At 62.7% G+C, this 22,110-nt stretch carries 23 protein-coding genes; 13 read left to right on the forward strand and 10 right to left on the reverse strand.

The window, feature by feature from the left end:
* Window positions 1-172 precede the first annotated feature (172 nt).
* Together fusA and tuf are read left to right on the forward strand one after the other, a co-directional pair.
* Complete coding sequence (fusA, locus tag ACBG85_RS08810; protein WP_007728394.1) at window positions 173-2,275, forward strand: elongation factor G; 2,103 nt, start codon at window positions 173-175, stop codon at window positions 2,273-2,275.
* 125 nt (window positions 2,276-2,400) lie between these two features.
* The gene (gene tuf / locus ACBG85_RS08815; RefSeq protein ID WP_003941926.1) at window positions 2,401-3,591 is read left to right on the forward strand and encodes an elongation factor Tu; all 1,191 of its coding nucleotides are present in this window, start codon (window positions 2,401-2,403) and stop codon (window positions 3,589-3,591) included.
* A gap of 137 nt (window positions 3,592-3,728) precedes the next feature.
* Here the strand turns inward: tuf and ACBG85_RS08820 are convergent, their stop codons facing one another.
* From ACBG85_RS08820 to ACBG85_RS08840, 5 genes are read right to left on the reverse strand one after another with little or no spacing between them, the layout of a single operon-like run.
* Entirely contained in the window at window positions 3,729-4,292 is a 564-nt protein-coding gene (locus tag ACBG85_RS08820) for a hypothetical protein (RefSeq protein ID WP_003942084.1), read from the reverse strand.
* Window positions 4,289-5,263 carry a DUF6286 domain-containing Asp23/Gls24 family envelope stress response protein gene (locus ACBG85_RS08825; protein WP_082931432.1) on the reverse strand — a complete coding sequence of 325 codons (975 nt, stop codon included), beginning with the start codon at window positions 5,261-5,263 and terminating at the stop codon, window positions 4,289-4,291. The genes ACBG85_RS08820 and ACBG85_RS08825 overlap by 4 nt, the downstream gene beginning before the upstream one ends.
* The gene (locus tag ACBG85_RS08830) at window positions 5,250-5,429 is read right to left on the reverse strand and encodes a hypothetical protein (protein WP_003942043.1); all 180 of its coding nucleotides are present in this window, start codon (window positions 5,427-5,429) and stop codon (window positions 5,250-5,252) included. Before ACBG85_RS08830 ends, ACBG85_RS08825 begins: the two co-directional genes overlap by 14 nt.
* 1 nt (window position 5,430) lies before the next feature.
* On the reverse strand, window positions 5,431-5,808 hold the full coding sequence (locus tag ACBG85_RS08835; protein ID WP_042453130.1) for a hypothetical protein: 378 nt from the start codon (window positions 5,806-5,808) through the stop codon (window positions 5,431-5,433).
* Window positions 5,805-6,272 (reverse strand): Asp23/Gls24 family envelope stress response protein, encoded by a 468-nt coding sequence (locus tag ACBG85_RS08840; RefSeq protein ID WP_003941912.1) that lies wholly within the window; start codon window positions 6,270-6,272, stop codon window positions 5,805-5,807. The genes ACBG85_RS08835 and ACBG85_RS08840 overlap by 4 nt, the downstream gene beginning before the upstream one ends.
* A gap of 127 nt (window positions 6,273-6,399) precedes the next feature.
* Here ACBG85_RS08840 and ACBG85_RS08845 point away from each other — a divergent pair, with 127 nt between their 5' ends.
* Together ACBG85_RS08845 and ACBG85_RS08850 are read left to right on the forward strand one after the other, a co-directional pair.
* Entirely contained in the window at window positions 6,400-7,635 is a 1,236-nt protein-coding gene (locus tag ACBG85_RS08845; protein WP_315872981.1) for an FAD-dependent oxidoreductase, read from the forward strand.
* 42 nt (window positions 7,636-7,677) lie between these two features.
* Entirely contained in the window at window positions 7,678-8,442 is a 765-nt protein-coding gene (locus tag ACBG85_RS08850) for a glutamate racemase (protein ID WP_042921015.1), read from the forward strand.
* Window positions 8,443-8,455: 13 nt separating this feature from the next.
* Here ACBG85_RS08850 and ACBG85_RS08855 read toward each other — a convergent pair whose 3' ends face one another.
* Window positions 8,456-8,824, reverse strand: a complete 369-nt coding sequence (locus ACBG85_RS08855) for an SPW repeat protein (RefSeq protein ID WP_003941901.1) — start codon at window positions 8,822-8,824, stop codon at window positions 8,456-8,458.
* Between the two features lie 361 nt (window positions 8,825-9,185).
* Between ACBG85_RS08855 and ACBG85_RS08860 the strand changes: the two genes are divergently transcribed.
* Together ACBG85_RS08860 and ACBG85_RS08865 are read left to right on the forward strand one after the other, a co-directional pair.
* A complete protein-coding gene (locus ACBG85_RS08860; RefSeq protein WP_007728380.1) occupies window positions 9,186-9,923 on the forward strand; it encodes a DNA alkylation repair protein in 738 nt (245 codons plus the stop codon).
* Between the two features lie 38 nt (window positions 9,924-9,961).
* Window positions 9,962-11,278 (forward strand): glycosyltransferase family 87 protein, encoded by a 1,317-nt coding sequence (locus ACBG85_RS08865; RefSeq protein ID WP_372027091.1) that lies wholly within the window; start codon window positions 9,962-9,964, stop codon window positions 11,276-11,278.
* On the opposite strand, the gene ACBG85_RS08870 is transcribed toward ACBG85_RS08865, so the two are convergent.
* Window positions 11,250-12,305, reverse strand: a complete 1,056-nt coding sequence (locus ACBG85_RS08870) for a ferredoxin--NADP reductase (protein WP_003941851.1) — start codon at window positions 12,303-12,305, stop codon at window positions 11,250-11,252. The two genes, ACBG85_RS08865 and ACBG85_RS08870, sit on opposite strands and share 29 nt — an antisense overlap.
* Window positions 12,306-12,666: 361 nt before the next feature.
* Between ACBG85_RS08870 and mdo the strand changes: the two genes are divergently transcribed.
* The 4 genes from mdo (at window position 12,667) to ACBG85_RS08890 (ending at window position 17,033) form a co-directional block, all read left to right on the forward strand.
* Window positions 12,667-13,941: an NDMA-dependent methanol dehydrogenase gene (gene mdo, locus ACBG85_RS08875; RefSeq protein WP_003942095.1), complete on the forward strand. Its 1,275-nt coding sequence runs from the start codon at window positions 12,667-12,669 to the stop codon at window positions 13,939-13,941.
* Between the two features lie 85 nt (window positions 13,942-14,026).
* Complete coding sequence (locus ACBG85_RS08880; protein WP_047268919.1) at window positions 14,027-15,109, forward strand: MoxR family ATPase; 1,083 nt, start codon at window positions 14,027-14,029, stop codon at window positions 15,107-15,109.
* A complete protein-coding gene (locus ACBG85_RS08885; RefSeq protein WP_050656403.1) occupies window positions 15,106-16,629 on the forward strand; it encodes a VWA domain-containing protein in 1,524 nt (507 codons plus the stop codon). Before ACBG85_RS08880 ends, ACBG85_RS08885 begins: the two co-directional genes overlap by 4 nt.
* A 56-nt stretch (window positions 16,630-16,685) precedes the next feature.
* Complete coding sequence (locus tag ACBG85_RS08890; protein ID WP_372027094.1) at window positions 16,686-17,033, forward strand: hypothetical protein; 348 nt, start codon at window positions 16,686-16,688, stop codon at window positions 17,031-17,033.
* On the opposite strand, the gene ACBG85_RS08895 is transcribed toward ACBG85_RS08890, so the two are convergent.
* The gene (locus tag ACBG85_RS08895) at window positions 17,022-17,441 is read right to left on the reverse strand and encodes an RNHCP domain-containing protein (RefSeq protein WP_054187804.1); all 420 of its coding nucleotides are present in this window, start codon (window positions 17,439-17,441) and stop codon (window positions 17,022-17,024) included. The two genes, ACBG85_RS08890 and ACBG85_RS08895, sit on opposite strands and share 12 nt — an antisense overlap.
* A gap of 11 nt (window positions 17,442-17,452) precedes the next feature.
* Entirely contained in the window at window positions 17,453-17,815 is a 363-nt protein-coding gene (locus ACBG85_RS08900) for an RNHCP domain-containing protein (protein WP_003941922.1), read from the reverse strand.
* 435 nt (window positions 17,816-18,250) lie between these two features.
* Here ACBG85_RS08900 and ACBG85_RS08905 point away from each other — a divergent pair, with 435 nt between their 5' ends.
* Genes ACBG85_RS08905 through ACBG85_RS08915 form a run of 3 tightly spaced genes read left to right on the forward strand, consistent with a single transcriptional unit; the run spans window position 18,251 to window position 21,553 of the window.
* Entirely contained in the window at window positions 18,251-19,456 is a 1,206-nt protein-coding gene (locus ACBG85_RS08905) for an iron-containing alcohol dehydrogenase (protein ID WP_003942060.1), read from the forward strand.
* 43 nt (window positions 19,457-19,499) lie between these two features.
* The gene (locus ACBG85_RS08910) at window positions 19,500-20,873 is read left to right on the forward strand and encodes a GAF domain-containing sensor histidine kinase (protein WP_003941844.1); all 1,374 of its coding nucleotides are present in this window, start codon (window positions 19,500-19,502) and stop codon (window positions 20,871-20,873) included.
* The gene (locus tag ACBG85_RS08915) at window positions 20,870-21,553 is read left to right on the forward strand and encodes a response regulator transcription factor (protein WP_003942005.1); all 684 of its coding nucleotides are present in this window, start codon (window positions 20,870-20,872) and stop codon (window positions 21,551-21,553) included. Before ACBG85_RS08910 ends, ACBG85_RS08915 begins: the two co-directional genes overlap by 4 nt.
* On the opposite strand, the gene ACBG85_RS08920 is transcribed toward ACBG85_RS08915, so the two are convergent.
* A complete protein-coding gene (locus ACBG85_RS08920) occupies window positions 21,550-22,089 on the reverse strand; it encodes an RNA polymerase subunit sigma (RefSeq protein ID WP_230359653.1) in 540 nt (179 codons plus the stop codon). The genes ACBG85_RS08915 and ACBG85_RS08920 overlap by 4 nt on opposite strands.
* Window positions 22,090-22,110 lie beyond the last annotated feature (21 nt).

Here is a 22,110-nt window from a genome sequence, read left to right on the forward strand (position 1 = left end):
GTGGGGCTCCGACGCTTGTCGCCGTTGGCGGCCTGATCATCGCGACGGATTCCGGACGCAGGTGGCCAGGTTCGCCTCGGCAGAGACATAATTGAAAGACCATGGCCCTGACGGTGGAACACACCGATAAGGCCGACACCCGAAAACCAAGCAACGAGCGGGGAAGAAACCTGTGGCACAGGAAGTGCTGACTGACCTGAACAAGGTCCGCAACATCGGCATCATGGCGCACATCGATGCCGGCAAGACCACCACCACCGAGCGCATCCTGTTCTACACCGGTGTCAATTACAAGATCGGTGAGACGCACGACGGTGCGTCGACGACGGACTGGATGGAGCAGGAGAAGGAACGCGGCATCACGATCACGTCTGCCGCCGTGACTTGCTTCTGGAACAACAACCAGATCAACATCATCGACACCCCCGGCCACGTCGACTTCACGGTCGAGGTGGAGCGGTCGCTGCGCGTGCTCGACGGCGCAGTTGCTGTCTTCGACGGTAAAGAGGGTGTCGAGCCGCAGTCCGAGCAGGTTTGGCGTCAGGCTGCCAAGTACGACGTTCCGCGCATCTGCTTCGTCAACAAGATGGACAAGATGGGCGCGGACTTCTACTTCACAGTCCAGACCATCATCGACCGCTTGGGCGCGAAGCCGCTCGTTCTCCAGCTGCCCATCGGCGCTGAGGACGACTTCGACGGCGTCGTCGACCTGGTCGAGATGAAGGCCATCACCTGGCGCGGCGTGGTCCCGACGGGAACCGCTCCGACCATCGAGGAGATCCCCGCGGATCTCGTCGAGAAGGCTGCCGAGTACCGCGAGAAGCTGCTCGAGACGGTTGCAGAGTCCGACGAAGCTCTCATGGAGAAGTACTTCGGCGGCGAAGAGCTCACCATCGAGGAGATCAAGGGCGCCATCCGCAAGATGACGGTCGCCTCCGAGCTGTACCCGGTTCTCTGTGGCTCCGCGTTCAAGAACAAGGGCGTTCAGCCCATGCTCGACGCTGTCATCGACTACCTTCCGAACCCGCTGGACATCGGCGAGGTCATCGGCCACAAGCTCGGTGACGAAGAAGTAGAGATCACTCGCAAGCCGAGCAAGGACGAGCCGTTCTCGGCTCTCGCCTTCAAGATCGCTGCTCACCCGTTCTTCGGCAAGCTGACCTTCGTCCGCGTGTACTCGGGTCGTATCGATCCGGGTGCTCAGGTGCTCAACGCAACCAAGGGCAAGAAGGAGCGCATCGGAAAGCTCTTCCAGATGCACGCCAACAAGGAGAACCCGGTAGACGAGGCCGTAGCCGGCCACATCTACGCAATGATCGGCCTCAAGGACACCACCACCGGTGACACCTTGTGCGATCAGGCGAGCCCCATCGTCCTCGAGTCGATGTCGTTCCCCGCGCCGGTCATCCAGGTCTCCATCGAGCCCAAGACCAAGTCCGACCAGGAAAAGCTGGGCGTCGCGATCCAGAAGCTCGCCGAAGAGGACCCGACCTTCTCGGTCGAGCTCGACGAAGAGACCGGTCAGACCGTCATCGGCGGTATGGGCGAGCTCCACCTCGACATCCTCGTCGACCGCATGCGTCGCGAGTTCAAGGTCGAGGCGAACGTCGGTAAGCCGCAGGTTGCGTACCGCGAGACCATCACCAAGAAGGTCGAGAAGCACGACTACACCCACAAGAAGCAGACGGGTGGCTCGGGCCAGTTCGCAAAGGTCATCATCGCTCTGGAGCCTTTCGTGGGCGAAGACGGTGCTACCTACGAGTTCGAGAACAAGGTCTCCGGCGGACGTATCCCGCGCGAGTACATCCCCTCCGTGGATGCCGGTGCGCAGGACGCGATGCAGTACGGTGTTCTCGCCGGCTACCCGCTCGTGAACCTGAAGCTGTCGCTGCTCGATGGTGCTTACCACGACGTCGACTCCTCGGAAATGGCGTTCAAGGTTGCCGGTTCGCAGGCACTGAAGGAAGCCGCCCGCAAGGCCGGCCCCGTCATTCTCGAGCCGCTCATGGCTGTCGAGGTCACAACGCCCGAGGAGTACATGGGCGACGTGATCGGCGACCTCAACTCCCGCCGTGGCCAGATCCAGGCCATGGAGGAACGCAGTGGTGCCCGTGTCGTGAAGGCGCTGGTTCCGCTCTCGGAGATGTTCGGTTACATCGGTGACCTGCGGTCGAAGACCCAGGGCCGAGCGAACTTCTCCATGGTGTTCGATTCCTACGCAGAGGTTCCCGCGAACGTCTCGAAGGAAATCATCGCCAAGGCGACGGGCGAGTAAGCACAGCGAGCTCCCCAGCCCGCGCCGGCAAGTAACCTCGGTTTCTTCCGGCACGAAGCACGACCTAGTAACAACCAACCGCACTGCTGCATACGGCAAGCAACAACAGTCCAGGAGGACACAAAGTGGCGAAGGCGAAGTTCGAGCGGACGAAGCCGCACGTGAACATCGGCACCATTGGTCACGTCGACCACGGCAAGACCACGACGACGGCGGCCATCACCAAGGTTCTCGCGGATGCATTCCCCGACCTGAACGAGGCTTCGGCCTTCGATCAGATCGACAAGGCTCCCGAGGAAAAGGCTCGTGGCATCACGATCAACATCTCGCATGTTGAGTACCAGACGGAAAAGCGCCACTACGCGCACGTCGATGCACCGGGTCACGCCGACTACATCAAGAACATGATCACCGGCGCAGCTCAGATGGACGGCGCTATCCTCGTCGTCGCAGCTACCGACGGCCCGATGCCCCAGACGCGCGAGCATGTCCTGCTCGCTCGCCAGGTTGGCGTTCCTTACATCCTCGTCGCCCTGAACAAGGCCGACATGGTTGACGACGACGAGATCCTCGAGCTCGTCGAGATGGAGGTCCGCGAACTGCTGGCCGCTCAGGAATTCGACGAGGAAGCCCCCGTCATTCCGATCTCGGCACTCAAGGCACTCGAGGGTGACCCGAAGTGGACGCAGTCCATTCTCGACCTGATGGCTGCTGTCGACGAGTCCATCCCGGACCCGATTCGTGAGACCGAGAAGCCCTTCCTCATGCCCGTCGAGGACGTCTTCACGATCACCGGCCGTGGCACCGTTGTCACCGGTCGTATCGAGCGTGGCGTTGTCAACGTCAACGAAGAGGTCGAGATCGTCGGCATCAAGGAAACCTCGACCAAGACCACGGTCACGGGTATCGAGATGTTCCGCAAGCTGCTCGACTCGGGCCAGGCCGGCGACAACGTCGGACTGCTCGTTCGTGGCATCAAGCGCGAAGATGTCGAGCGTGGACAGGTTGTCGTCAAGCCGGGCACCACGACTCCCCACACGGAGTTCGAGGGCCAGGCATACATCCTGTCGAAGGACGAGGGCGGCCGCCACACCCCGTTCTTCAACAACTACCGCCCGCAGTTCTACTTCCGTACCACGGACGTTACGGGCGTCGTGACGCTGCCTGAGGGCACCGAGATGGTCATGCCCGGTGACAACACCGAGATGTCCGTCAAGCTGATCCAGCCTGTCGCCATGGACGAGGGCCTGCGCTTCGCAATTCGCGAAGGCGGCCGTACGGTCGGCGCCGGCAAGGTTGCCAAGATCATCAAGTGAGACTCTTGTCTCGCTAGCTGATTCACAGCACTGAAAAAGGCGCTCATTCCCTTCGGGGAGTGAGCGCCTTTTCTGTGTCTTCCATCGGGTGGCCTGTGATCGAGTGTTCGGTGATCGGGTGCCTGCGTGGTTCTTACTTACTTGTTGGCTTCCACCCGGTCGAGGTGCAGCAGAACCTGTACTGCGACGGTCGAGCCGTCGAGGCTGCGCCTGGTTGCGCCGGCGATGCGTTCGGCCGAAGCGGTGAATCCGGCGACGTCGATCGACGGATCTGCAGTGACGACAATCGACAGCGTCGGCAGTCCGCGATCGACCGTCGCTTTGCTCTTGGTGCTCCGCACGCCGGTCAGCTGAGCGAGTTCGGCCGCTACGCCGTCTGCGACGGGTCCGAGATCCACGCTGACGTCGGTACCGGATTCGTTGTGCCGCAATGTGACTGCGCTTGTACGGCGCCGGCGAAGGTTCAGGTACAACAGCCCGAAACCGGCGAAGACACAGAGGACGAAGGTGCCCGACAGTACCCAGTGCCACCACGGCTCCTCCGGAAGGCCGAAGAGGACCTCCCGATCGAGGCGTGACACCCAGGTTCGAATCAGCGACGCGCCCGCGTCCCACGCGATGGCGTATGCGCCCGCCGCGAGGAGTGCGATTCCGACGATGAGGACGATGATCCGATCGACCGCGGAGATCCAACGGTTCACGAGGCGTCCTTTCGTCGTACTACAGTTTCTCGCACGACAACCGAAAGTTGCAGTGGCCGCTGCAGTATCGCGAGGTGGGGCCGAACCGCCGCGTCGACGGCTGCGGCAAGTTCAACTCGATCGCCACCGGTCGATTCGATGTGGACCTTGACGTGTTTACGGTCGACGCTGGTGTGAGCCGAGCCGACGCCGGGAACGACCGCTGCGTGGCTACTGCACAGACGTGCAATGTCAGTCGGCCGCATCCACACCGTCGATGCGCTCGGGTTCCCGAGTGGGACATGGGTTTTCGCACGGCGTTTGATCGCCGACATTATCAGGACAACACCCGCGACAACGGCAGCGATCGCCACCGGAAGTAGCCACGGTTGCCAGTGCAGACGAGACGTCCACTCCACGGAGTTTCGGATCCAGGGTGCCGATTCGAAAGTTTCACGGTTGATGAACCATTCGCGCGAGACGACGAAGGCGAGTGCGAGTAGACCACACGCGATGACGACGGCCGAAACCGCGGCCGCCGGGTTCGCAGAGGGGACCCGCGGCGGAATCGGATCCGAGAGTGCCTGCTGTGCCGGGCCCTCCGCGATCTCGACGCCGGAAACACAGGAGTCGTCAGAACCCTCGGTTGCCGCGATCATCACGTTCATGTCGTGGAGTGGAAGCCCGGTCAGCGATTCGACGCTGCGTCCGACTTCCGTTCGCACCCGGCCGGTCAACTCGGTGACCGAACACGGCCAGGACACGGCGAGGAAGAGATTGATGGCGACGGCGTCGCTACCCATCGAGATGTCGGCTCGCGGAAGGTCGCGTCCGGTCAGGCGAGTCAAGCCACCGGACTGGCGGACCACCCCCGGGACGTTCACCGCTGCGGCCGTGGCGATCTTGGCCATCGCACGGTCCTTGATGACCAAGGAGCCGCGTAGGCCAGGATCGTCCGCTGCGCTGGGATCGGACGGCTCAGCCACGGCCACGGCTTCGGAGGATCGCGCCGAGGTCGAGATGTCCGTCGCGGTGTGCTCCGATCGCCATACCGGCGGCGCCGAGCAGGACTGCGAAGACGAAACCGCTGAACCCACCCATGATTCCGGCGAGTGCGAGGAGCAGACCGACCAGCAGTCCGACGGTGGTGCTGTTCATGTCAGTTCCCTTCTCGAATGTTCGGTGCAATGTCTGTGACGGTGGCAGGCTCGGTGACTGCATTTTCGGCATCAACGGGTAGATATCCCGCGGTCGACAGGTCGCCGACGGTCACGTTCACCGGTACGTCGACCAATCTCGCCACCACCGCTCGTACGCGTTCGGCGACGCTGCGAACGTCTGCCGGATAGTGAACGGAAATGTGTACAGCACAAGAGTTTTCGTCGACGACGACGCCGGTGATGCGGCGTCCGGGGAGGTAGGTTCCCACTTCGCCGAACTGTCCTCCGTGCAGATCTGCCACTTCCGGGATGGCAAGAACCGCGTCGGCGACTACCTCGGCCGCGTCGATCTCGCGGCCGGCGTCGGCGGTACTCACTGAACCCTCGGCTTGGCTTCCGGATCGGTACTGCCGCCGCTCTCTGCATCCTCGAAGAGCATGACGTCGAAGACGGTGATGTTGACCTCGGTGACCTCGAGACCCGTCATGCTTTCCACTGCGGCAATGACGTTGCGGCGGATACCTACCGCCAGTTCGTGGAGTGCGACGCCGTACTCGGCGACAATGCCGATGTCGATGGCGGCTTGTTTCTCGCCTACCTCCACCGCCACGCCCTGGGCATGGTTGACGCGGGCGCCCGGTATGCGGTCGCGAAGTGCCCCCACCGCACGCGCTGTGCCCCCGCCGACGTCGTACACGCCGTTGATCTCGCGGGTCGCGATACCGGCGATCTTGGCGACCACGGCGTCGGCGATGATCGTCTTACCCTGGGTGCTGACTAGTTCCGCGCCACCGTCGGCGCCGAATCGGACGCTGTTCTTTTCACTGGAATCGCTGGTCATGGGGGCTCCCTGCTCATGTGTCAGTGCGTGCGTCTGAAGTACCTCCAACTGTAGTGACTGGTAGGTGACCATGCGGGATGCACCACACCTACTCCGGCATTTGGTATGGCAGAGTCGGAGGCAAATAGTGACGGCGTTCATAGTGAGCGCTGCAAGTGACGTGGGTCGGACAGGGTGGTACGTGGTGGCACGGATAGTGATCGTGGGTGCGGGTTTGTCGGGACTGCGGACCGTCGAGGAACTGCGACGAGCTGGTTTCGAAGGTGAATTGACGCTCGCGGGTGGGGAAACGCATCTGCCCTACGACAGGCCTCCGTTGTCGAAGGAAGTGATCCGCGGCGACAAGGACGAGACGACCTTGCGTCCGGCCGAGTTCTACGTCGAGAACAAGGTCGATCTCAAGCTCGGTTCGCCGGCAACCTCGGTGGACACGGTCGCCAAGTCGGTGGCGTTCGCCGACGGATCCACCCTGGACTACGACGAGTTGGTCATCGCGACCGGACTGACTCCGCGTCGCATCTCCGGCCTTCCGGAGTTGTCCGGAGTGCACGTTCTGCGCTCCATCGAGGAAGCGTTGGCCCTCCGCGCCGACCTTGCTCCCGGTAAGCGTGCGCTGATCGTCGGGGCCGGCTTCATCGGCTGCGAACTGGCCGCGAGCATGAAGTCTCACGGCGTCGACGTCGTGTTGCTCGAACCCCAGCCGACGCCGCTGGCGTCGGTGCTCGGCCCCACGGTCGGCGCCCTCGTCGAACGTCTGCATCGGAACGAGGGCATCGACGTCCGAGTCGGTACGGGCTTGACCTCGTTGTCCGGCGACGGAGCGGTTGCCGCGGCGACCTTGAGCGACGGTTCGGAAATCCCGGTCGACGTGGTCGCGATCGGAGTCGGTTCGGTGCCGGTCACGGGATGGCTCGACGGTTCGGGGATCGAACTCGACAACGGAGTGCTCTGCGACGGCGTCGGCCGCACCAGCACCGAACACGTCTGGGCGGTCGGCGACGTCGCGTCCTGGCAGATCGGAGATCGACGCAAGCGTGTCGAACACTGGACCAATGCTGGGGACCAGGCCAAGATCCTGGCGGGAGCGATCACCGGAACGGGTGATCCGGACGCGCCGGCGCAGGTTCCGTACTTCTGGAGCGATCAGTACGACGTCAAGATCCAGGCATTGGGGACCGTCGCACCCACGGACACCGTTCACATCGTGAAGGACGACGGCCGAAAGTTCGTCGCCTACTACGAGCGCGACGGTGTGCTGGCAGCTGTCGTCGGCGGCGGTAGCGCGGGAGCTGTGATGAAGATGCGCGCGAAGATCGCAGCCGGCACGCCCATCTCGGACGTGTTGGAGTCCACACCGGCCTGAACGGATGAGGCAGGACCGGTTCCGAGACGATAGATTTGTGCGGTGATCGTTGCACTCATCGACTCGGGACTGGGCCTGCTCCCTACCTCTGCGTGGCTCAGACGCCTGCGCCCGGATCTCGATCTTGTGCTGTCCCTCGATCCGGACGGCGCCCCCTGGGGGCCCAAGCCCGAGGAGTGGGTCGTCGACCGGGTACTCGGTGCGGTGCGCCGGAGCCTCGATCGTGGGGCTCAGGTCATCGTTCTTCCATGCAATACCGCGAGCGTCACCGCTCTCCCACACGTCCGCGAACTGGTCGGACCGGGTGTGCCGGTCATCGGAACGGTGCCCGCGATCAAGCCCGCGGCCGCCGCGTGCGATTCAGTGGCGATCTGGGCTACCGCCGCGACGACTGCCAGCCGGTACCAAGCCGATCTGATCGAACAGTTCGGCAACGGCGCCAAGGTCGTCGGGGTGCCGTGCCACGGCCTGGCCGATTCGATAGACCTCGGTGATCGTGCAGCCGCACTTGCAGCCATCGAATCCGCAGTGGCCCGGACGCCGGACGACGTCAACGGCGTTGTCCTCGGCTGCACGCACTACCCACTGCTCGCGGACGAAATCGCAGCGCGGCTACCCGCCGGTGTCACACTCTTCGACAGTGCCGAAGCCGTTGCACGACAGACCCTGCGGCGGATCGACGGGCTCGGTGACGCGGGTGAAGGATCGGGAACCGTCGAGGTTTTCGTGAGTGGTCGTCCGGGCGCGCTACCGCCCAGCGCCGAAGCCTTCGACGCCGGGCGGTTGTTGGGCGCGATCAAAGCCTGATCCAGCCGCTCTGTCAATGGGCGGCTACTCCGCCGTGACCCCCGTGATGCATCCGCGCACTCATCACCGGCATCGCACTCACCGCGACCACAACGGTCAGGACCCCGACCACCCAGGCCGTCCACGACGCACCGCGTAGAGCGTCGAAGCTCATGACCCAGGGTGAAATGAACATCAAGACGCCGAAAACGCCCATCGCGTAATCCGCCATGGCCATGTCCGGACGTGCCATGTGCGCCAGACCCGACAGTGCAACCAGGACACCCAGGACGACGAGTGACCACATTGCCCGATCGGTGGTGTCGAGCCACATCGGCGAGAGAGCCGCAAAGACGCCGAGAACCACCGCGACGGCATCTTGCATTCGATTCCACGACTTCATGACGAGACCTCCAAAGACGAGAGTGTGTCCACCTGTAGTACACGCCCGCGGCAGATCGAGATCAACTCTCCGCCAATTGCATTCGCGTTGCAGTTAGAGGCGATGTGGAGGCTCGAATATCAAGATTTGTGACTATTCGTCCGGATTGCCACGAGCCCGCGCGGAGCGCTGGCCGCGATATGTCCCGAGAGTGCCATGAGGGTGAGAGTGGTGAATGCGATAGCGGCGGTGATCATGGGTGGTCCTTTCACTGACTGTCCTCGAGTGTCGTCTGCCGACCTGTGGCCGAGCAGGGCACACGGTGTGAGGACGCTGAGAGAATCGAAGAGTCCGCACAGACGACCCGTGAGAAGGTTCTGGGGTGACGCAATCGAGTGCCCAGGACGTGATCGAACAGTTGGCCGACCTCGCGGATCCCGCGGATGCCGTCCAGCTACAGAAGTTCTTCAAGACAGCGCCGGGGGAGTACGGCGAGGGTGACGTCTTCATCGGCGTGCGAGTACCGAAGACGCGTTCGGTGGTGAAGAAGCATGTCGGTCTCGAGTTGCCTCAGGTACGCCTCCTTCTCGACAGCGACGTCCACGAGCATCGCTTGGCCGGTCTGTTGATCCTTGTTGCTCGATTCGAAAAGGTCAGTCGCCCAAAATTTTTCGACGACGAGAGTCGCTCCCGCATCGCCGACTTCTATCTCAGCGCTGTCGAGGACGGGCGGGTGAACAATTGGGATCTCGTGGATTCGTCCGCCGGACAGATCCTCGGCGGCTGGCTGTACGACCGAGATCGCCGGCTGATCTTCGAGCTTTCCGATTCGGGTGACCTGTGGCGACGACGGGTGGCGCTGCTGACGACGTACGGATTCATCACTCGCGGCGACGGGTCGACCACGCTCGAGCTTGCCGCGCGGGTGCTGGGTGATCGACGAGACCTGACCCAGAAAGCGATGGGCTGGATGCTCCGCGAGGTGGGCAAGCGGGTGGACCGGGATTTGTTGACCGGTTTCCTCGCGAAGAATGCAGCAGACATGGGACGCACGGCACTGAGCTACGCGTGCGAACACCTGACCGCAGACGAGCGAGCGCACTTCCGGGCGGCCCGCTAGCGAAGTACCGCTCGGTAGGTTGTGGGACGATTCTCGGTATGCCCGCCACCCGTGTCGAGGCGTCTCGAATTGTGACGATCGGTTCACTGATCGCTGCCGGCGTCGCAGCTCTGTGTTATCTCGTGTACTCCGTTCGAGCCGTCGAACCCGTTGATTTTCTCGTCTACCGCTACGCTGCCCAGGTGTTCGCAGCGGGATCGAACATCTACGAGGGCAATCTGTCCGGCCCGTTGATCGTCGACGAGGGTATGCCGTTCACCTACACCCCGTTCGCGGTGATCTTCCTCTGGCCGACTGTCCTCTTCGACTGGTGGACTGCCTATCTGCTGTGGTCGGGATTGTGCATCGCGGCGTTGGTGTGGACGGTTGCGATGTTCACTCCCGCTCGCGTCCCCAAGCGGCCGCTCGTCATGGCGGCATTGGTCCTGGCCGTGTCGGTGACTCCCATCGTCAGTGCGCACATCTCATTCGGCCAGGTGAACTTGGTGCTGATGGCGCTCGTACTGCTCGATGTGACTCGCCGAGAGGATTCGAGATTCGGCCGGTGGTTTCCGCGAGGACTGCTGATCGGCGTCGCGGCCGCGATCAAGCTGACTCCGGCTCTCTTCATCGTCTACTTCGTCGTCACGAAGCAGTGGCGACTCGCGATCTGGAGTTCGATCGGATTTGCCGCGGCGACCGCCGTCGCAGCAGTGGTGGACCCGGCCGTCAGCTGGACCTTCTGGTCGGACGTCGTCTGGAACCTCAGCGACCGGGTGGATTTGAGCGGGCAGGCGATCGCGAGTGCCGGCAACAGTTCGCTGCAGGGCGGACTTGCCGCGCTGGGCCCATGGACAGCGTCTCTGGCGATGCCGTCGACCGTGCTGTGCGCGGGGGTAGCGCTATGGATCGCCCGAGATGTCTATCGCGTCGGGCGAGCGGTCGATGCGGCGTTGGTGATCGGATTGAGCGCGCCGATTCTTTCGCCGATCAGCTGGATTCATCACTGGGTGTATCTCGTGCCTGCTGCCGTCACGGTTCTCTTTCGGCTTCGATCGCCGCTGCAGTTCGGTGCGGCCGCTGTGGGGTTGGCCGTCGTCTATTGCGGGCCGAGCATGGGGCAGCAGTTCATCGAGACGTCGCCGCTGCTGCTTCCTCTGGGGTTGGTCCTTCGTGAGGGCTTCCTGATCGTGACCCTGGTGCTGATTCTTGCGCTGTGGCGGTTGCCCACAACGGCGCCGGAGTGGATTACGGGGCGGGACTCGGAAGATGACTCGGGAGACTCCGAACATGACAAAGCCCCCGATTCCGCAGGGAATCAGGGGCCGTCACGCATCGAAGCAGGGTTCAGAACTCGATCTTCAGGTGATCGGTGATCGGCTTCGCCTGGCAACCGAGGATGTAGCCGTTCGCCACGTCCTCGGCGTCGAGGATTTCGGAGTTGTCCATCTGAACTTCGCCTTCGGTGACGGTGCAGGCACACGACCCGCACTCGCCTTCCTGGCAGGAGTACGGCACGTCGAGGCCCTTGGCGAGCATGATGTCGACGAGCGTCTGCTTGCGCGGCCAGACGAGGGTGTGGGTTTCACCGTCCAGTTCGACCTCGACGGTTGCGGCGTCGGCTGCTTCCTCGTCGGAGACCTCGGCTACCTCGACGTCACGGAACGGGTCACCCGCGAGTGAATTGAAGACCTCGGCGTGAACCTGCGTGCGGGGCATGCCGGCCTCTGCCAGTGCCTTGTGGACGGCGTCCATGAAGGGGCCCGGACCGCACATGAAGGCCTCGTACGCGACAAATGGCTTGGCCAGTGTCGCCAACTGTGAGACGGCGGGGAGTCCCTGCACGGTTTCGATCCAGTGGACAACGGTGAGGCGGCCGGGGTGTTGCGCTGCCAATTCGCGAAGTTCGGCGCCGAAGATGACGGACTTCTCGTCGCGATTCGCGTAGATCAGCACGACGTTGCCGCTGCCCTGCGTGAGGGCGGACTTGAGGATCGAGATCACCGGAGTGATACCGCTGCCTGCACCGAAGAGCAGGAAGTCGTGATCGAGCGACTTGGGCGTGAAGACACCTGACGGCGGCAGCACTTCGATGGTGTCGCCGACCTGGAGTTTGTCGCACAACCAGTTGGAGCCGTAGCCGTCGACGGTTCGCTTGACGGTCACCTTGGGGGCGTCGTCGGTGAAGGGTGAACTGGCCAGCGAGTAGCAGCGTGCGACCGAGCCGGTCTGATCACTCGGGATGCGCAGGGTCAGGAATTGACCTGGCTTGTAGTCGAACTTGTCCTTCAGTTCTGCGGGAATCTCGAACACCAGCGACCGGGCGTCGGAAGTCTCTTCGATGACTCCGGACACGGTGAGTACCGCCGATCGCGAGCTGTGCGGTACCTCGACTGTCGTCATCGCGAAGCTAGTCCTCTCGTGAAGCTGGGTAAAGCGCAGGTCAGTGAAGTGCAACATCTAGAACGTGTTCTAGTTCAATGTTAGCAGTGATGAAAAGCTACTGGGGATCGTAGTCGCCGAGCAACACGTTCCCGATCAGCGGGAACCACGGCGGTCTGATCCAGCCGTCCTGGCAGTCCGGGGTGGCGTCGACCTGCCCGAACGGGCGGTTCGTGAGCGGCGTCCGGGCGGTTGAGCTGCCGAAGTCTGTGCACGGGCTGTTTGTCGGTACACAGTGGGAACCAGGTGAGACGCCGGTCACAAAGATTCGGCTCGAATCCCTCCCGCAGTCACATTCGTGCACATCCCTGAGGAGATACCGATGGCTATCGAGCTCAACCAGATCTGGGACTTTCCCATCAAGGAGTTCCACCCCTTCCCTCGCGCCCTGATGGGTGTGGGCGCTCACGACATCATCGGGGTGGAGGCCAAGAACCTCGGCTTCAAGCGCACCCTTCTGATGACGACCGGTCTGCGCGGTTCGGGCATCATCGAGGAACTCGTCGGCAAGATCGAGTACCAGGGTGTCGAGGTCGTGCTCTACGACAAGGTCGAGTCGAATCCCAAGGACTACAACGTCATGGAGGCCGCGGCTCTCTACCAGAAGGAGAAGTGCGACTCGATCATCTCGATCGGCGGTGGTTCGAGCCACGACGCCGCCAAGGGCGCTCGCGTCGTGATCGCACACGACGGTCGCAACATCAACGAGTTCGAGGGCTTCGCCAAGTCCACCAACAAGGAGAACCCGCCCCATATCGCCGTATCCACCACGGCCGGAACGGGTTCCGAGACGTCGTGGGCGTACGTCATCACCGACACGTCGGACATGAACAACCCGCACAAGTGGGTGGGCTTCGACGAGGCGACCATCGTCACCCTGGCGATCGACGATCCGCTGCTCTACTACACCTGCCCTCAGCATTTCACCGCGTACTGCGGCTTCGACGTACTCGCGCACGGCAGTGAGCCTTTCGTGTCTCGTCTCGATTTCGCGCCTTCGCTCGGTAACGCGATCTACTCGGTCGAGTTGGTCGCGAAGAACCTGCGCGAGGCCGTCTTCGAGCCTCGCAACCTCAAGGCCCGCGAGGGAATGATGAACGCGCAGTACATTGCCGGGCAGGCCTTCAACTCCGGTGGCCTCGGCATCGTTCACTCGATCTCGCACGCGGTCAGTGCCTTCTTCGACAGCCACCACGGTTTGAACAATGCCATCGCGTTGCCGCGTGTGTGGGAGTACAACCTGCCTTCGCGCTACGAGCGCTACGCCCAGTTGGCCGGCGCACTCGGTGTCGACACTCGCAACCTCACCACGGTTCAGGCCGCGGATGCTGCCGTCGAGGCTGCCATCCGTCTGGCCAAGGACGTCGGTATCCCCGACAACTTCGGTCAGGTTCGCACCGACTCGTACGCGAAGAACCAGATGAACACCAAGAAGTACGAGGGCCGTGGTGATGTCATCAAGGGTGACGAGAAGACTGTGCGCGCCATCTCCGAGCACATTCAGGACGACTGGTGCACCCCGGGCAATCCCCGTGAGGTGACCGTGGAGTCGATGATCCCGGTTGTCGATCACGCGATCAACAAGTCGTACTTCTAGCAGGGCCTTCGGCCCCGTGCGCCTTTTTGGTAGCCCGCACTACCAAAAAGGCGCACAGGGGCTTGCCCCCCATGAAAGGTGTTCCATGTCCGGTCGCAGTTTCTCCAGCGGAATCGAAGTGAAAGATGCTCTGCGAGAGCAGGACTACATTGCCGATGACGAGTTCGCGGTAGTCGTTCATCTGGCGACGGCGCTGGGGCGCCCGCTCCTGCTCGAAGGTCCGGCCGGTGTCGGCAAGACGGAACTGGCGAAGTCTCTGGCTGCGATCGGGGGCCGCAAACTGGTGCGATTGCAGTGCTACGAAGGGCTGGACGACAATCGCGCCCTGTACGAATGGGACTACGCGAAGCAACTCCTGCACGTGCAGATGCTCCGCGACCGGATCAGCGATCAGGTTTCCGAATTCGACAGCGTCGCCGAAGCGTCCAAGTTTCTGGCCGATCAGGATTTCGGTTTGTACTCCGAGAACTTCCTGTCCGTACGACCGCTGCTCGAAGCAATCCTCTCACCCGATCCGGTAGTGCTTCTGGTCGACGAGGTAGATCGCACCGAGGAATCGATGGAAGCACTGCTCCTCGAGATTCTCGCCGAACAGCAGATCACCATTCCCGAGGTCGGTACGTTCGTTGCCCGCTCGCAGCCCTGGGTCATCCTGACGTCCAACGACACCCGCGAGCTCTCACCCGCGCTCAAGCGTCGTTGTCTGCATTACCATCTCGGCTATCCGACATCGGAGCGTGAACGCGAGATCGTCACGGCCCGAGCGCCTGAGGTGGATACGGCTACGGCCACCGAGGTTGTCGAATTGGCTCGCATCTTGCGTGATCTCCCGCTGCGCAAGAGCCCGTCCATCTCGGAGGTCATCGACGCGGCCAGAGCGGCAACAGTGCTCGCGGCCGGCGGATTCGACACCGCTTCCGACGCCAAGGTGCGCGACATCCTGCTCACGGCGTTGCTCAAGTACTCGTCCGATGTGACGCTGGCCAAGGAACGATTCGACGGAAAGCGTTTCGAATCATCGTCGCGTGACGGTGGCGAGCCGATCGAGCGGGCCACGGTGGCAAGCAAACCCGCCAACACGACGACGGCCGTGTTCCGGGGCACGGGTGGACGTGACCCTCATCAACAGGGAATCCGCGGCGGCAGCGGAATCCGTTCGACGCGATGACGACGCTCGGTGGCCTTGCCGTGTGGCAACCGTCGTTTGTTCTCGACGTGGTGTCCGCGAGTTTCGGCCGATTGCTGAGGGCGGCCGGAGTTTCCGCGTCACCGGCCGAGGTCATCGAGGTTCGGCGTGTTCTCGCGATGGTCGGCGCTTCGGATCGTGAGACGTTGCGAGCATGTCTTCGGGCAGTGTGCGCCAAGTACTCTCACGAGCAGGCCGGTTTCGATCGGGCGTTCGACGCGCTGTTCCGGCCAGCCGCAGGCAAAGCGCACGCCGAGCGGATGGCTTCGCGCGCCGAGGTGGCGGACGGTCTGCCCACCGCGCTGGGGATCGACGAGGATCAAGAAGTAGGCCGGTATGCCGAGTACAACGAGCGTGCAGCCGAGGTCGGCGACTACTTCGATACTCCGGAAGCGGAGAAGGGGTTCAACCCGCACAAGGACGACGACGATGTGTCGATGACGTCCAGCGATGCGGAACTGTCGGTGGATACCGGTTCGGAGACCGGTCGACGGGGAGTCAGCTACACGGTCGACGTGGACCGTGCCGCATCGGCAGTGGTCGGCGACTTGAGCACCAGTGTTGCTGCAGCAGTGGTCGGTTCGTTGTCCTGGGACGATCCGACGTCGATCCTCGCCTGGCTGGATGCATACGACCCGAGCAAAGCGTATGCGGACGTCTCCGACGACGGGCCGCTGACGCAGGCGCAACTGAACCGGCTCGTCGAGGCGGTCGAAGCGTTCGTGCAAGCACTCTCGGCCGCTGCACTCGCCGAAAGCGCTCCCGATGCGCCCGACAGCGAATCTGCTGCGGGCGCAACGCACAACGACATCGAACTCGCGTGCCACGAAGTGCTTCGGCGGATGAGAGGACCGTCCAGACCGCGGCCCCGAGAGCGCTCTCGTGGGCATCTCGACATGCGGCGCACGGTGCGTTCGAGCCTGCGCACCGACGGGATACCCTTCCATCTCGTCGTGAAAGCTCCTCGCCCCGATCGTGTTCGACTACTTCTCATCGCCGACGTGTCGCTGTCCGTGCGCCCCATCACCGCGTTCACTCTGCGCTTGGCTCAGGCAATGCATCGCCGAGCAGATCGTTGTGAAGTCCTCGCCTTCGTCGATCGTCCGGTCGACGTGACCGACACCCTTCTCGCCAGTAGTGGTGACGGCGCACTGGCCGCGGTACTCGCGCACCCGGGTCTGGATCTGGAAGCCAGCAGCGATTACGGGCGGGTGCTCACAGAATTGTTGGACGAGCACGGAAACACCTTGAACTCACGGACGTCTGTCATCATCGTGGGCGACGGTCGGTGCAACGGGTTGCCCCCGCAGGCGGACAAGCTCGAGGAACTCCGCCGAAAGGTCCACCGTCTGGCCTGGATTACGCCTGAACCACAGCGTTACTGGAACCAGGCATCGTGCGCGATGCCGGAGTATTCGGAGATCTGCGACGAGGTTGTTGTTGCCCGAGATGCCGCGCAACTGATGGCAAAGGCCGCCGAGTTGGGGCACGCACTTCGCTGATGTCAGTGCACTTCACCGATGTCACTGCGCGATCTGTCGTGAACTAGTTTGATCTCATGTCCGAAATCAGGGGATCGATCTGGCGACCGATCGCGGCGCTGACAGTGCTCGGCGCCGTGTGTGGGGTTGTGGCGCTCGGCGTGTTTCAGTGGTGGTGGAAGTCGTTGGTGTCACCGCACATTCTCACCGGAGGACCCTATCGGGAGCCGTTTTCCGAACCGACATACACCGGACCCATATTCATGGACCTCTTGCCGGCAGAACCTGCCCCGTGGTTGTACTCGGGACTGGTCCTCGGACCGACTGTGGTCGGCTTGCTCGCCGGGATCGTGTTCGTGGTCTTCGTCCGGTGTAATCGCGCGCAGAACCGCGCGAGTACACCGGACGAATCATCAGAGCGCTAGCAACGCGCGCGAGCGCAGGCGAGGGTCTGCCAACGGACGTAGCGCCAAGCGCAGCAGGACCAAGACGTTGTCGTCGCCGGCAATCCTGTTGACTTTCAACGTATTGCACTCGACACACTGGTGAACGAGCATCCATTCACCGTCTTGACGGACCGACAGGCACAGCGCCGCCATGGCACCTCGGCACTGTTGTGCTCGGTCGCCCGGAACGCGACCGTCCACGTGGCGGCTGGCCAGACAGTTCGGGCAGTGGTTCCGATGAGCGGTACCCGGCGCCGCAGTGGAGATGTCCAAACGGCATGTGAGACAACGGAAGCTCGATCCTTGTTCTCCACCGATTCCGTGCAGTACGTGCTTGGCCCGTTGCGGTGCCCGCCGCGCGCGGGTGCTGGGATTCCTACGTGGCATCTGATTCCCTCTCACAAGTCGCCGAAGGCTTCGAGCGGGAAGGGCGGTTGCGCGAGCGGCCGCACTGCCATTCTCATCAACAACAACTGGTTGTCGTCACGGCTGACGGGGTTGGAGGTGAGCTCGAGGCACTGTGCGCAGCGGTGGATGATCATCCAATCGCCACTGCGCAGTACTGCGATCGAAATGGGAGCCATCCGCATTCCGCAGTCCGACGGTCCACCTTCCACCTGGTCGAACAGGTGTCGGGAATGCAGGCAACTGGGGCAGTGGTTTCGGCGATCACCATCGGGGCCGTACGTCATGACTGTGAGTCCGCACTGAATGCACGAGAAGGTGTCGGTTTTCGAGATGGAATTGTGTGATTGAGGCACTGGAGAACTCCTAGCTGAGTGAACAAAGCAGTAGGAGCAGGCCGAGGGGGCCTCGCGGCTGTCAGTCCGACGTTTCGAGGATCAGCATGTGACCCTCGAGGTTGCCGGTAGTGCAGGGGCGAGAGGCGCGCTCGGCGCGGGCTGGGTCATAAACACCTTCTGAATCGGTTCTACGGGCCACTCTGGCCGCAACCGAAAGTACAGCGGGACCTTCTCGCCGCGCCATTCATTTTCCCGAGACGCCTTACCTGCCCGAACGGGTAGGTAAGCGCCTCTCCTTCGGTGGGTGTGCCCCGTCTGCTGTCCGCGTAGGCTCGGGGCCAGCGATTGTAAGGTGGATCACACCAGTTTGTGCACGTGGGAGTTGATGCGCTGAGAGCGACGGATGCGAAATCCCGACCGGAGATCTCAGAGCAGCGAGAGGAGAGTGGGGTCGTGTCCGTGGCATACCCGGATGCTGTGAACCACGGTGTTCATCGCCGCGGCACTGCTGCTCGACTGGTCAAATTTCACGCCCCCGAGATCGTCTTCGGTATCGGTTCCCTGGTCGAGGCAGCACACGCGACTCTGAGGTTCGGCGGGTTCCGACCATTCCTGGTCACCGATCCCGGTCTGATCGACGCGGGGTGGGTCAGCGAACTCGAAGACCATCTCACGGAGCAGGGATTGACGGCGACGGTGTGGTCAGGGCTGACGCCCAATCCCAAGGACTTCGAGATCGCGGCCGGTTTCGAGGTGTACCAGGAAGGCGAGTGTGACGTCATCATCGCGCTCGGCGGCGGTTCGGTCATCGACGCGGCTAAAGGTGTAGCCGTCCTCGCTGCCAACGGTGGCAACATACTCGACTACGAGGGGGTAGATCAGGCGACCAAACCGATCCCGCCGTTGGTGATGGTTCCCACCACGTCCGGCACGGGCGCGGACGTGTCGCAGTTCTGCATCGTCACGGACACGACCCGCGGCACCAAGATCACCATCATCGGCCGGGCGCTGGTTCCAGATGTGACGGTCATCGATCCGCGGTTGCTCACGACGATGCCCGAGTGGCTCAATGCGGCAACAGGATTGGACGCACTGACGCACGGAATCGAAGCCTTCGTCTCACTGGCGCACAATCCGTTGACCGATCATCACGCGCTCCGCGCTGTCGGCCTCGTGACCGAGAATCTGGTGCACACGATCCAGGACCCGATGGAGATGGAAGCTCGATCGGTGATGGCGCAGGCGAGCCTCGAGGCCGGGTTGGCGTTCACCAACGCGATACTCGGAGCCGCGCACGCCATGAGCCATCAGGTGGGCGGCATGCTCGACCTTCCGCACGGCGTCATCAACGGAATTCTCTTGCCCCACGTCATCCGGTTCAATTCCACCACGGACGCCGCCCCCTTTGTCGCCATCGCTGCGGCACTGAGTCTTCCCGAGCAGCGCGGCACCCCGGAGGAAGCAGCGCTGGCGGTGGCCGACCGTGTCGAACGTCTCGCCCGGGAGGTCGGTGTGCCGAAGGGACTGGGGGAGTTGGGTGTTCGCGAGGAAGACCTGAGTAGGCTCGCCAGCTTCGCGTTGCTCGACGCCTGCATGTCCACCAATCCCAGGGAAGCGACGCAGGAACAGATGGTGGCGTTGTTCCGAGGTGCCTTGTGAAGATGGACGCTGTGAAGAGGGCCGCTGTGAATTGGTGCAGGCGATGACTGCGGACCTGTCCCGGCTCACCGGATTACGATCGGGTAAGAGTTCGTTCTACCCGCAGTATCGCGGAGCGGCCGAGCGCCTCGAACGCGTCGTGCATGCCTTGGAGTTGATCTCGCGGGCTTTGGTGCGCACCGTCGAGGGGCCGGAAACCCTCGTCTGCGCGGTCGCGGAAGCTGCCCGTGCGCATCTGAGTGCCAACTGGATAGTCTTCGCCTTGGCTGACGGAACATTGCCCGACGCCGGACCACGGCGACTGGTTCTCGGCCCGGACGCCACCCCTTTTCTGGTCGACAATGTGGAGGGGCCGCCACTTCCGGAGGACGTCGTCGAATGCCTCGACGACATCCGGTACGGAAGAATCGAATCCAACTCGGTGATCGACGCGCACTACGCGTTTGTGCCGATCGTGCTCGGTGGCGGCGTGGTAGGTGCCTTTGCAGCCTGGACGCCGGCCAACCGAACCCTCGACACGACGGACGGAGCCGTGCTCAGCATTCTGGCCAGCCAGACTGCTGTGGCTCTGCAGAATTCGGCGCTCTATCAGCGCGGACAACTACTGCTCGAGCGTGCCGAAGATGCGTATGCGGAGGCCAATCGTACTGCAGCCGACCTTGCGGTGCGCAACAGCGAATTGGAGTCCACTCAGCGTCAACTCGGAGTGGCGCACCGGCACCAAGTGGTCGACGACGAACGTCACCGGATCGCCCGCGAACTGCACGACAGTGTGACACAGGCGGTGTTGTCGGCGGGCATGCAGATCGAGGTCTGCCGGAGCGACATCCCGGAGGCTGAACGCAGTGAAAGACTGGACTTGGCAAAGGATTTGACCAGGAGGGCGGTCGAGCAGCTTCGTTCGGCGATCTATGCGCTCAATCATTCGTCGGACGCGGACCGGACGTCGTTGCCCGAGATGCTCGAGCAACTCGGCGTGGTTCACATGCCGGACGAGTTGGCGGTGAGCGTTCGCGTCGGCGGTACCCCGACCGAACTTCCGGGCGATGCCGAACACGCTCTTCTCCGGATCGCTGGGGAAGCTCTCTTCAATGCAGCGGTCCATGCTCACGCGAATCGGGCGGTGCTACGTCTGACCTATCGGGCGGACTCCGTGTTGCTGTCGGTCTCCGACGACGGTGACGGCGACCCTGCGCGAATGCGTCTGATCCTCAAACTCGCAGCCACCAACGACGTCGACGGCCGCCATCGCGGTCTCGCGAACATGCAGGCGCGAACACTCGAGTTGGGTGGTGCGCTCGAAGTACGGCGCGCGCGGATCGGTGGGATTCAGATTCTCGTGCGACTACCACTGCCGTTCGACTCGGGCATGGAAAACCTTTGCTCCACAACTGAAATCGAGAGCGAGGAATCATGACCACTGCGCGTCCCGTCATCACCCGCGGAGCATCGCCGGTTCAGGGATTGGTTCGAATCGTCCTGGTCGACGACCATGCAATTCTGCGGCAAGGGCTCCGCTCGGTTCTCGAGCGCGAAAGCGATCTCGAGATCGTGGGGGAGGCTTCGTCCCTCGCCGAGGCACTCGCCGTGGTCGACAAGGTCGGCCCGGACATCGTCCTGATGGATCTCAAACTCTCCGCCAGTTCCGACTACGAGGGACTGACCCTGTGTGGCCAGCTGTCCTCGGCGCATCCCGGCCTCGGACTGTTGGTTCTCACCACGTTTCTCGACGATCAACTGGTGGTGCGAGCGGTGCACGCGGGTGCTCGCGGCTATGTCGTCAAAGACGTCGACACCACCGAATTGGTGCGTGCGATCAGGGCGGTCTCGCGGGGTGAGAGTGCGTTCGATTCGCGCAGCGCGTCAGCTGTCGTGCGATCGCTCAACGGGCAGTCGTCGTCGAAAGAACGATTGACCGATCGCGAACTCGAAGTGCTCAGACTCCTCGCAAACGGCTTGTCCAACATCAAAATCGGTGAGAGATTGTTCATCTCACCGACCACCGTCAAGTTTCACGTCAGCAACATCATGCGCAAACTCGAGGTGAGCCGTCGAGCAGAGGCCGTCTACGCCGCGAGTAAGCAAGGTCTGATCTAGCTCTGCTCGGAGACCGTCCAGGCGCGCAGCGCTTGATGCTGTACGAGGAGCACGCTCGAACGAGTTGTGCGCAGAGTCGACGCGGTCATCTCGGCAGTCAGACCCACTGCGATTCGTAGTACCAGAACCTCACGTTGGTCGTCGGTCAGGCGACGCGGGCGTTTGAATTGTCCGTCGATGTTGCGTGACTGGGGAATTGACGCAATTCGTCGAGAGGCCAACTCGTACGCGAAGGTCTCGATGCGTGTGTCGGCCGAGATCGTGTCGGACATTCGTGTGACGACGTCCAGGGTGCATTGGTGGGCGAGATCGTCGGCGAATGTCGCGACGGGCGTCCCGAGGAGTCTGGCGCGATAGTAGAGAACGACGCGAGGGTGCAACCGGGCCAGTAGTTTCGACAGTGCATGGTGATCACCGGCGAATGCCTCGGCGGCGGTGCGATTCAGGGAAATCGATCGTTCACAGGTTTCGGGTGAAGCGGTACGCGCGAAGGGTGGAGTCGGTGAAGTGTTCGCGCCCCTGATCGACAGCTTCATCAGCAACTCCTCGATTACACC

The organism is Rhodococcus sp. NyZ502 (genome assembly GCF_041464245.1).
GTDB classification, from domain to species: domain Bacteria; phylum Actinomycetota; class Actinomycetes; order Mycobacteriales; family Mycobacteriaceae; genus Rhodococcus_F; species Rhodococcus_F qingshengii.

What these genes read in the sequence shown, in the direction of transcription:
- ACBG85_RS08865 (WP_372027091.1), top strand. Translation starts at nt 9,962, where the DNA reads ATGCCCGCCACCCGTGTCGAGGCGTCTCGAATTGTGACGATCGGTTCA.
- ACBG85_RS08840 (WP_003941912.1), bottom strand. Translation starts at nt 6,272, where the DNA reads ATGACCAGCGATTCCAGTGAAAAGAACAGCGTCCGATTCGGCGCCGAC.
- ACBG85_RS08885 (WP_050656403.1), top strand. Translation starts at nt 15,106, where the DNA reads ATGACGACGCTCGGTGGCCTTGCCGTGTGGCAACCGTCGTTTGTTCTC.
- ACBG85_RS08830 (WP_003942043.1), bottom strand. Translation starts at nt 5,429, where the DNA reads ATGAACAGCACCACCGTCGGACTGCTGGTCGGTCTGCTCCTCGCACTC.
- ACBG85_RS08880 (WP_047268919.1), top strand. Translation starts at nt 14,027, where the DNA reads ATGTCCGGTCGCAGTTTCTCCAGCGGAATCGAAGTGAAAGATGCTCTG.
- ACBG85_RS08895 (WP_054187804.1), bottom strand. Translation starts at nt 17,441, where the DNA reads ATGCCACGTAGGAATCCCAGCACCCGCGCGCGGCGGGCACCGCAACGG.
- ACBG85_RS08890 (WP_372027094.1), top strand. Translation starts at nt 16,686, where the DNA reads ATGTCCGAAATCAGGGGATCGATCTGGCGACCGATCGCGGCGCTGACA.
- ACBG85_RS08915 (WP_003942005.1), top strand. Translation starts at nt 20,870, where the DNA reads ATGACCACTGCGCGTCCCGTCATCACCCGCGGAGCATCGCCGGTTCAG.
- ACBG85_RS08920 (WP_230359653.1), bottom strand. Translation starts at nt 22,089, where the DNA reads ATGAAGCTGTCGATCAGGGGCGCGAACACTTCACCGACTCCACCCTTC.
- ACBG85_RS08855 (WP_003941901.1), bottom strand. Translation starts at nt 8,824, where the DNA reads ATGAAGTCGTGGAATCGAATGCAAGATGCCGTCGCGGTGGTTCTCGGC.
- ACBG85_RS08910 (WP_003941844.1), top strand. Translation starts at nt 19,500, where the DNA reads ATGACTGCGGACCTGTCCCGGCTCACCGGATTACGATCGGGTAAGAGT.
- ACBG85_RS08870 (WP_003941851.1), bottom strand. Translation starts at nt 12,305, where the DNA reads ATGACGACAGTCGAGGTACCGCACAGCTCGCGATCGGCGGTACTCACC.
- mdo (WP_003942095.1), top strand. Translation starts at nt 12,667, where the DNA reads ATGGCTATCGAGCTCAACCAGATCTGGGACTTTCCCATCAAGGAGTTC.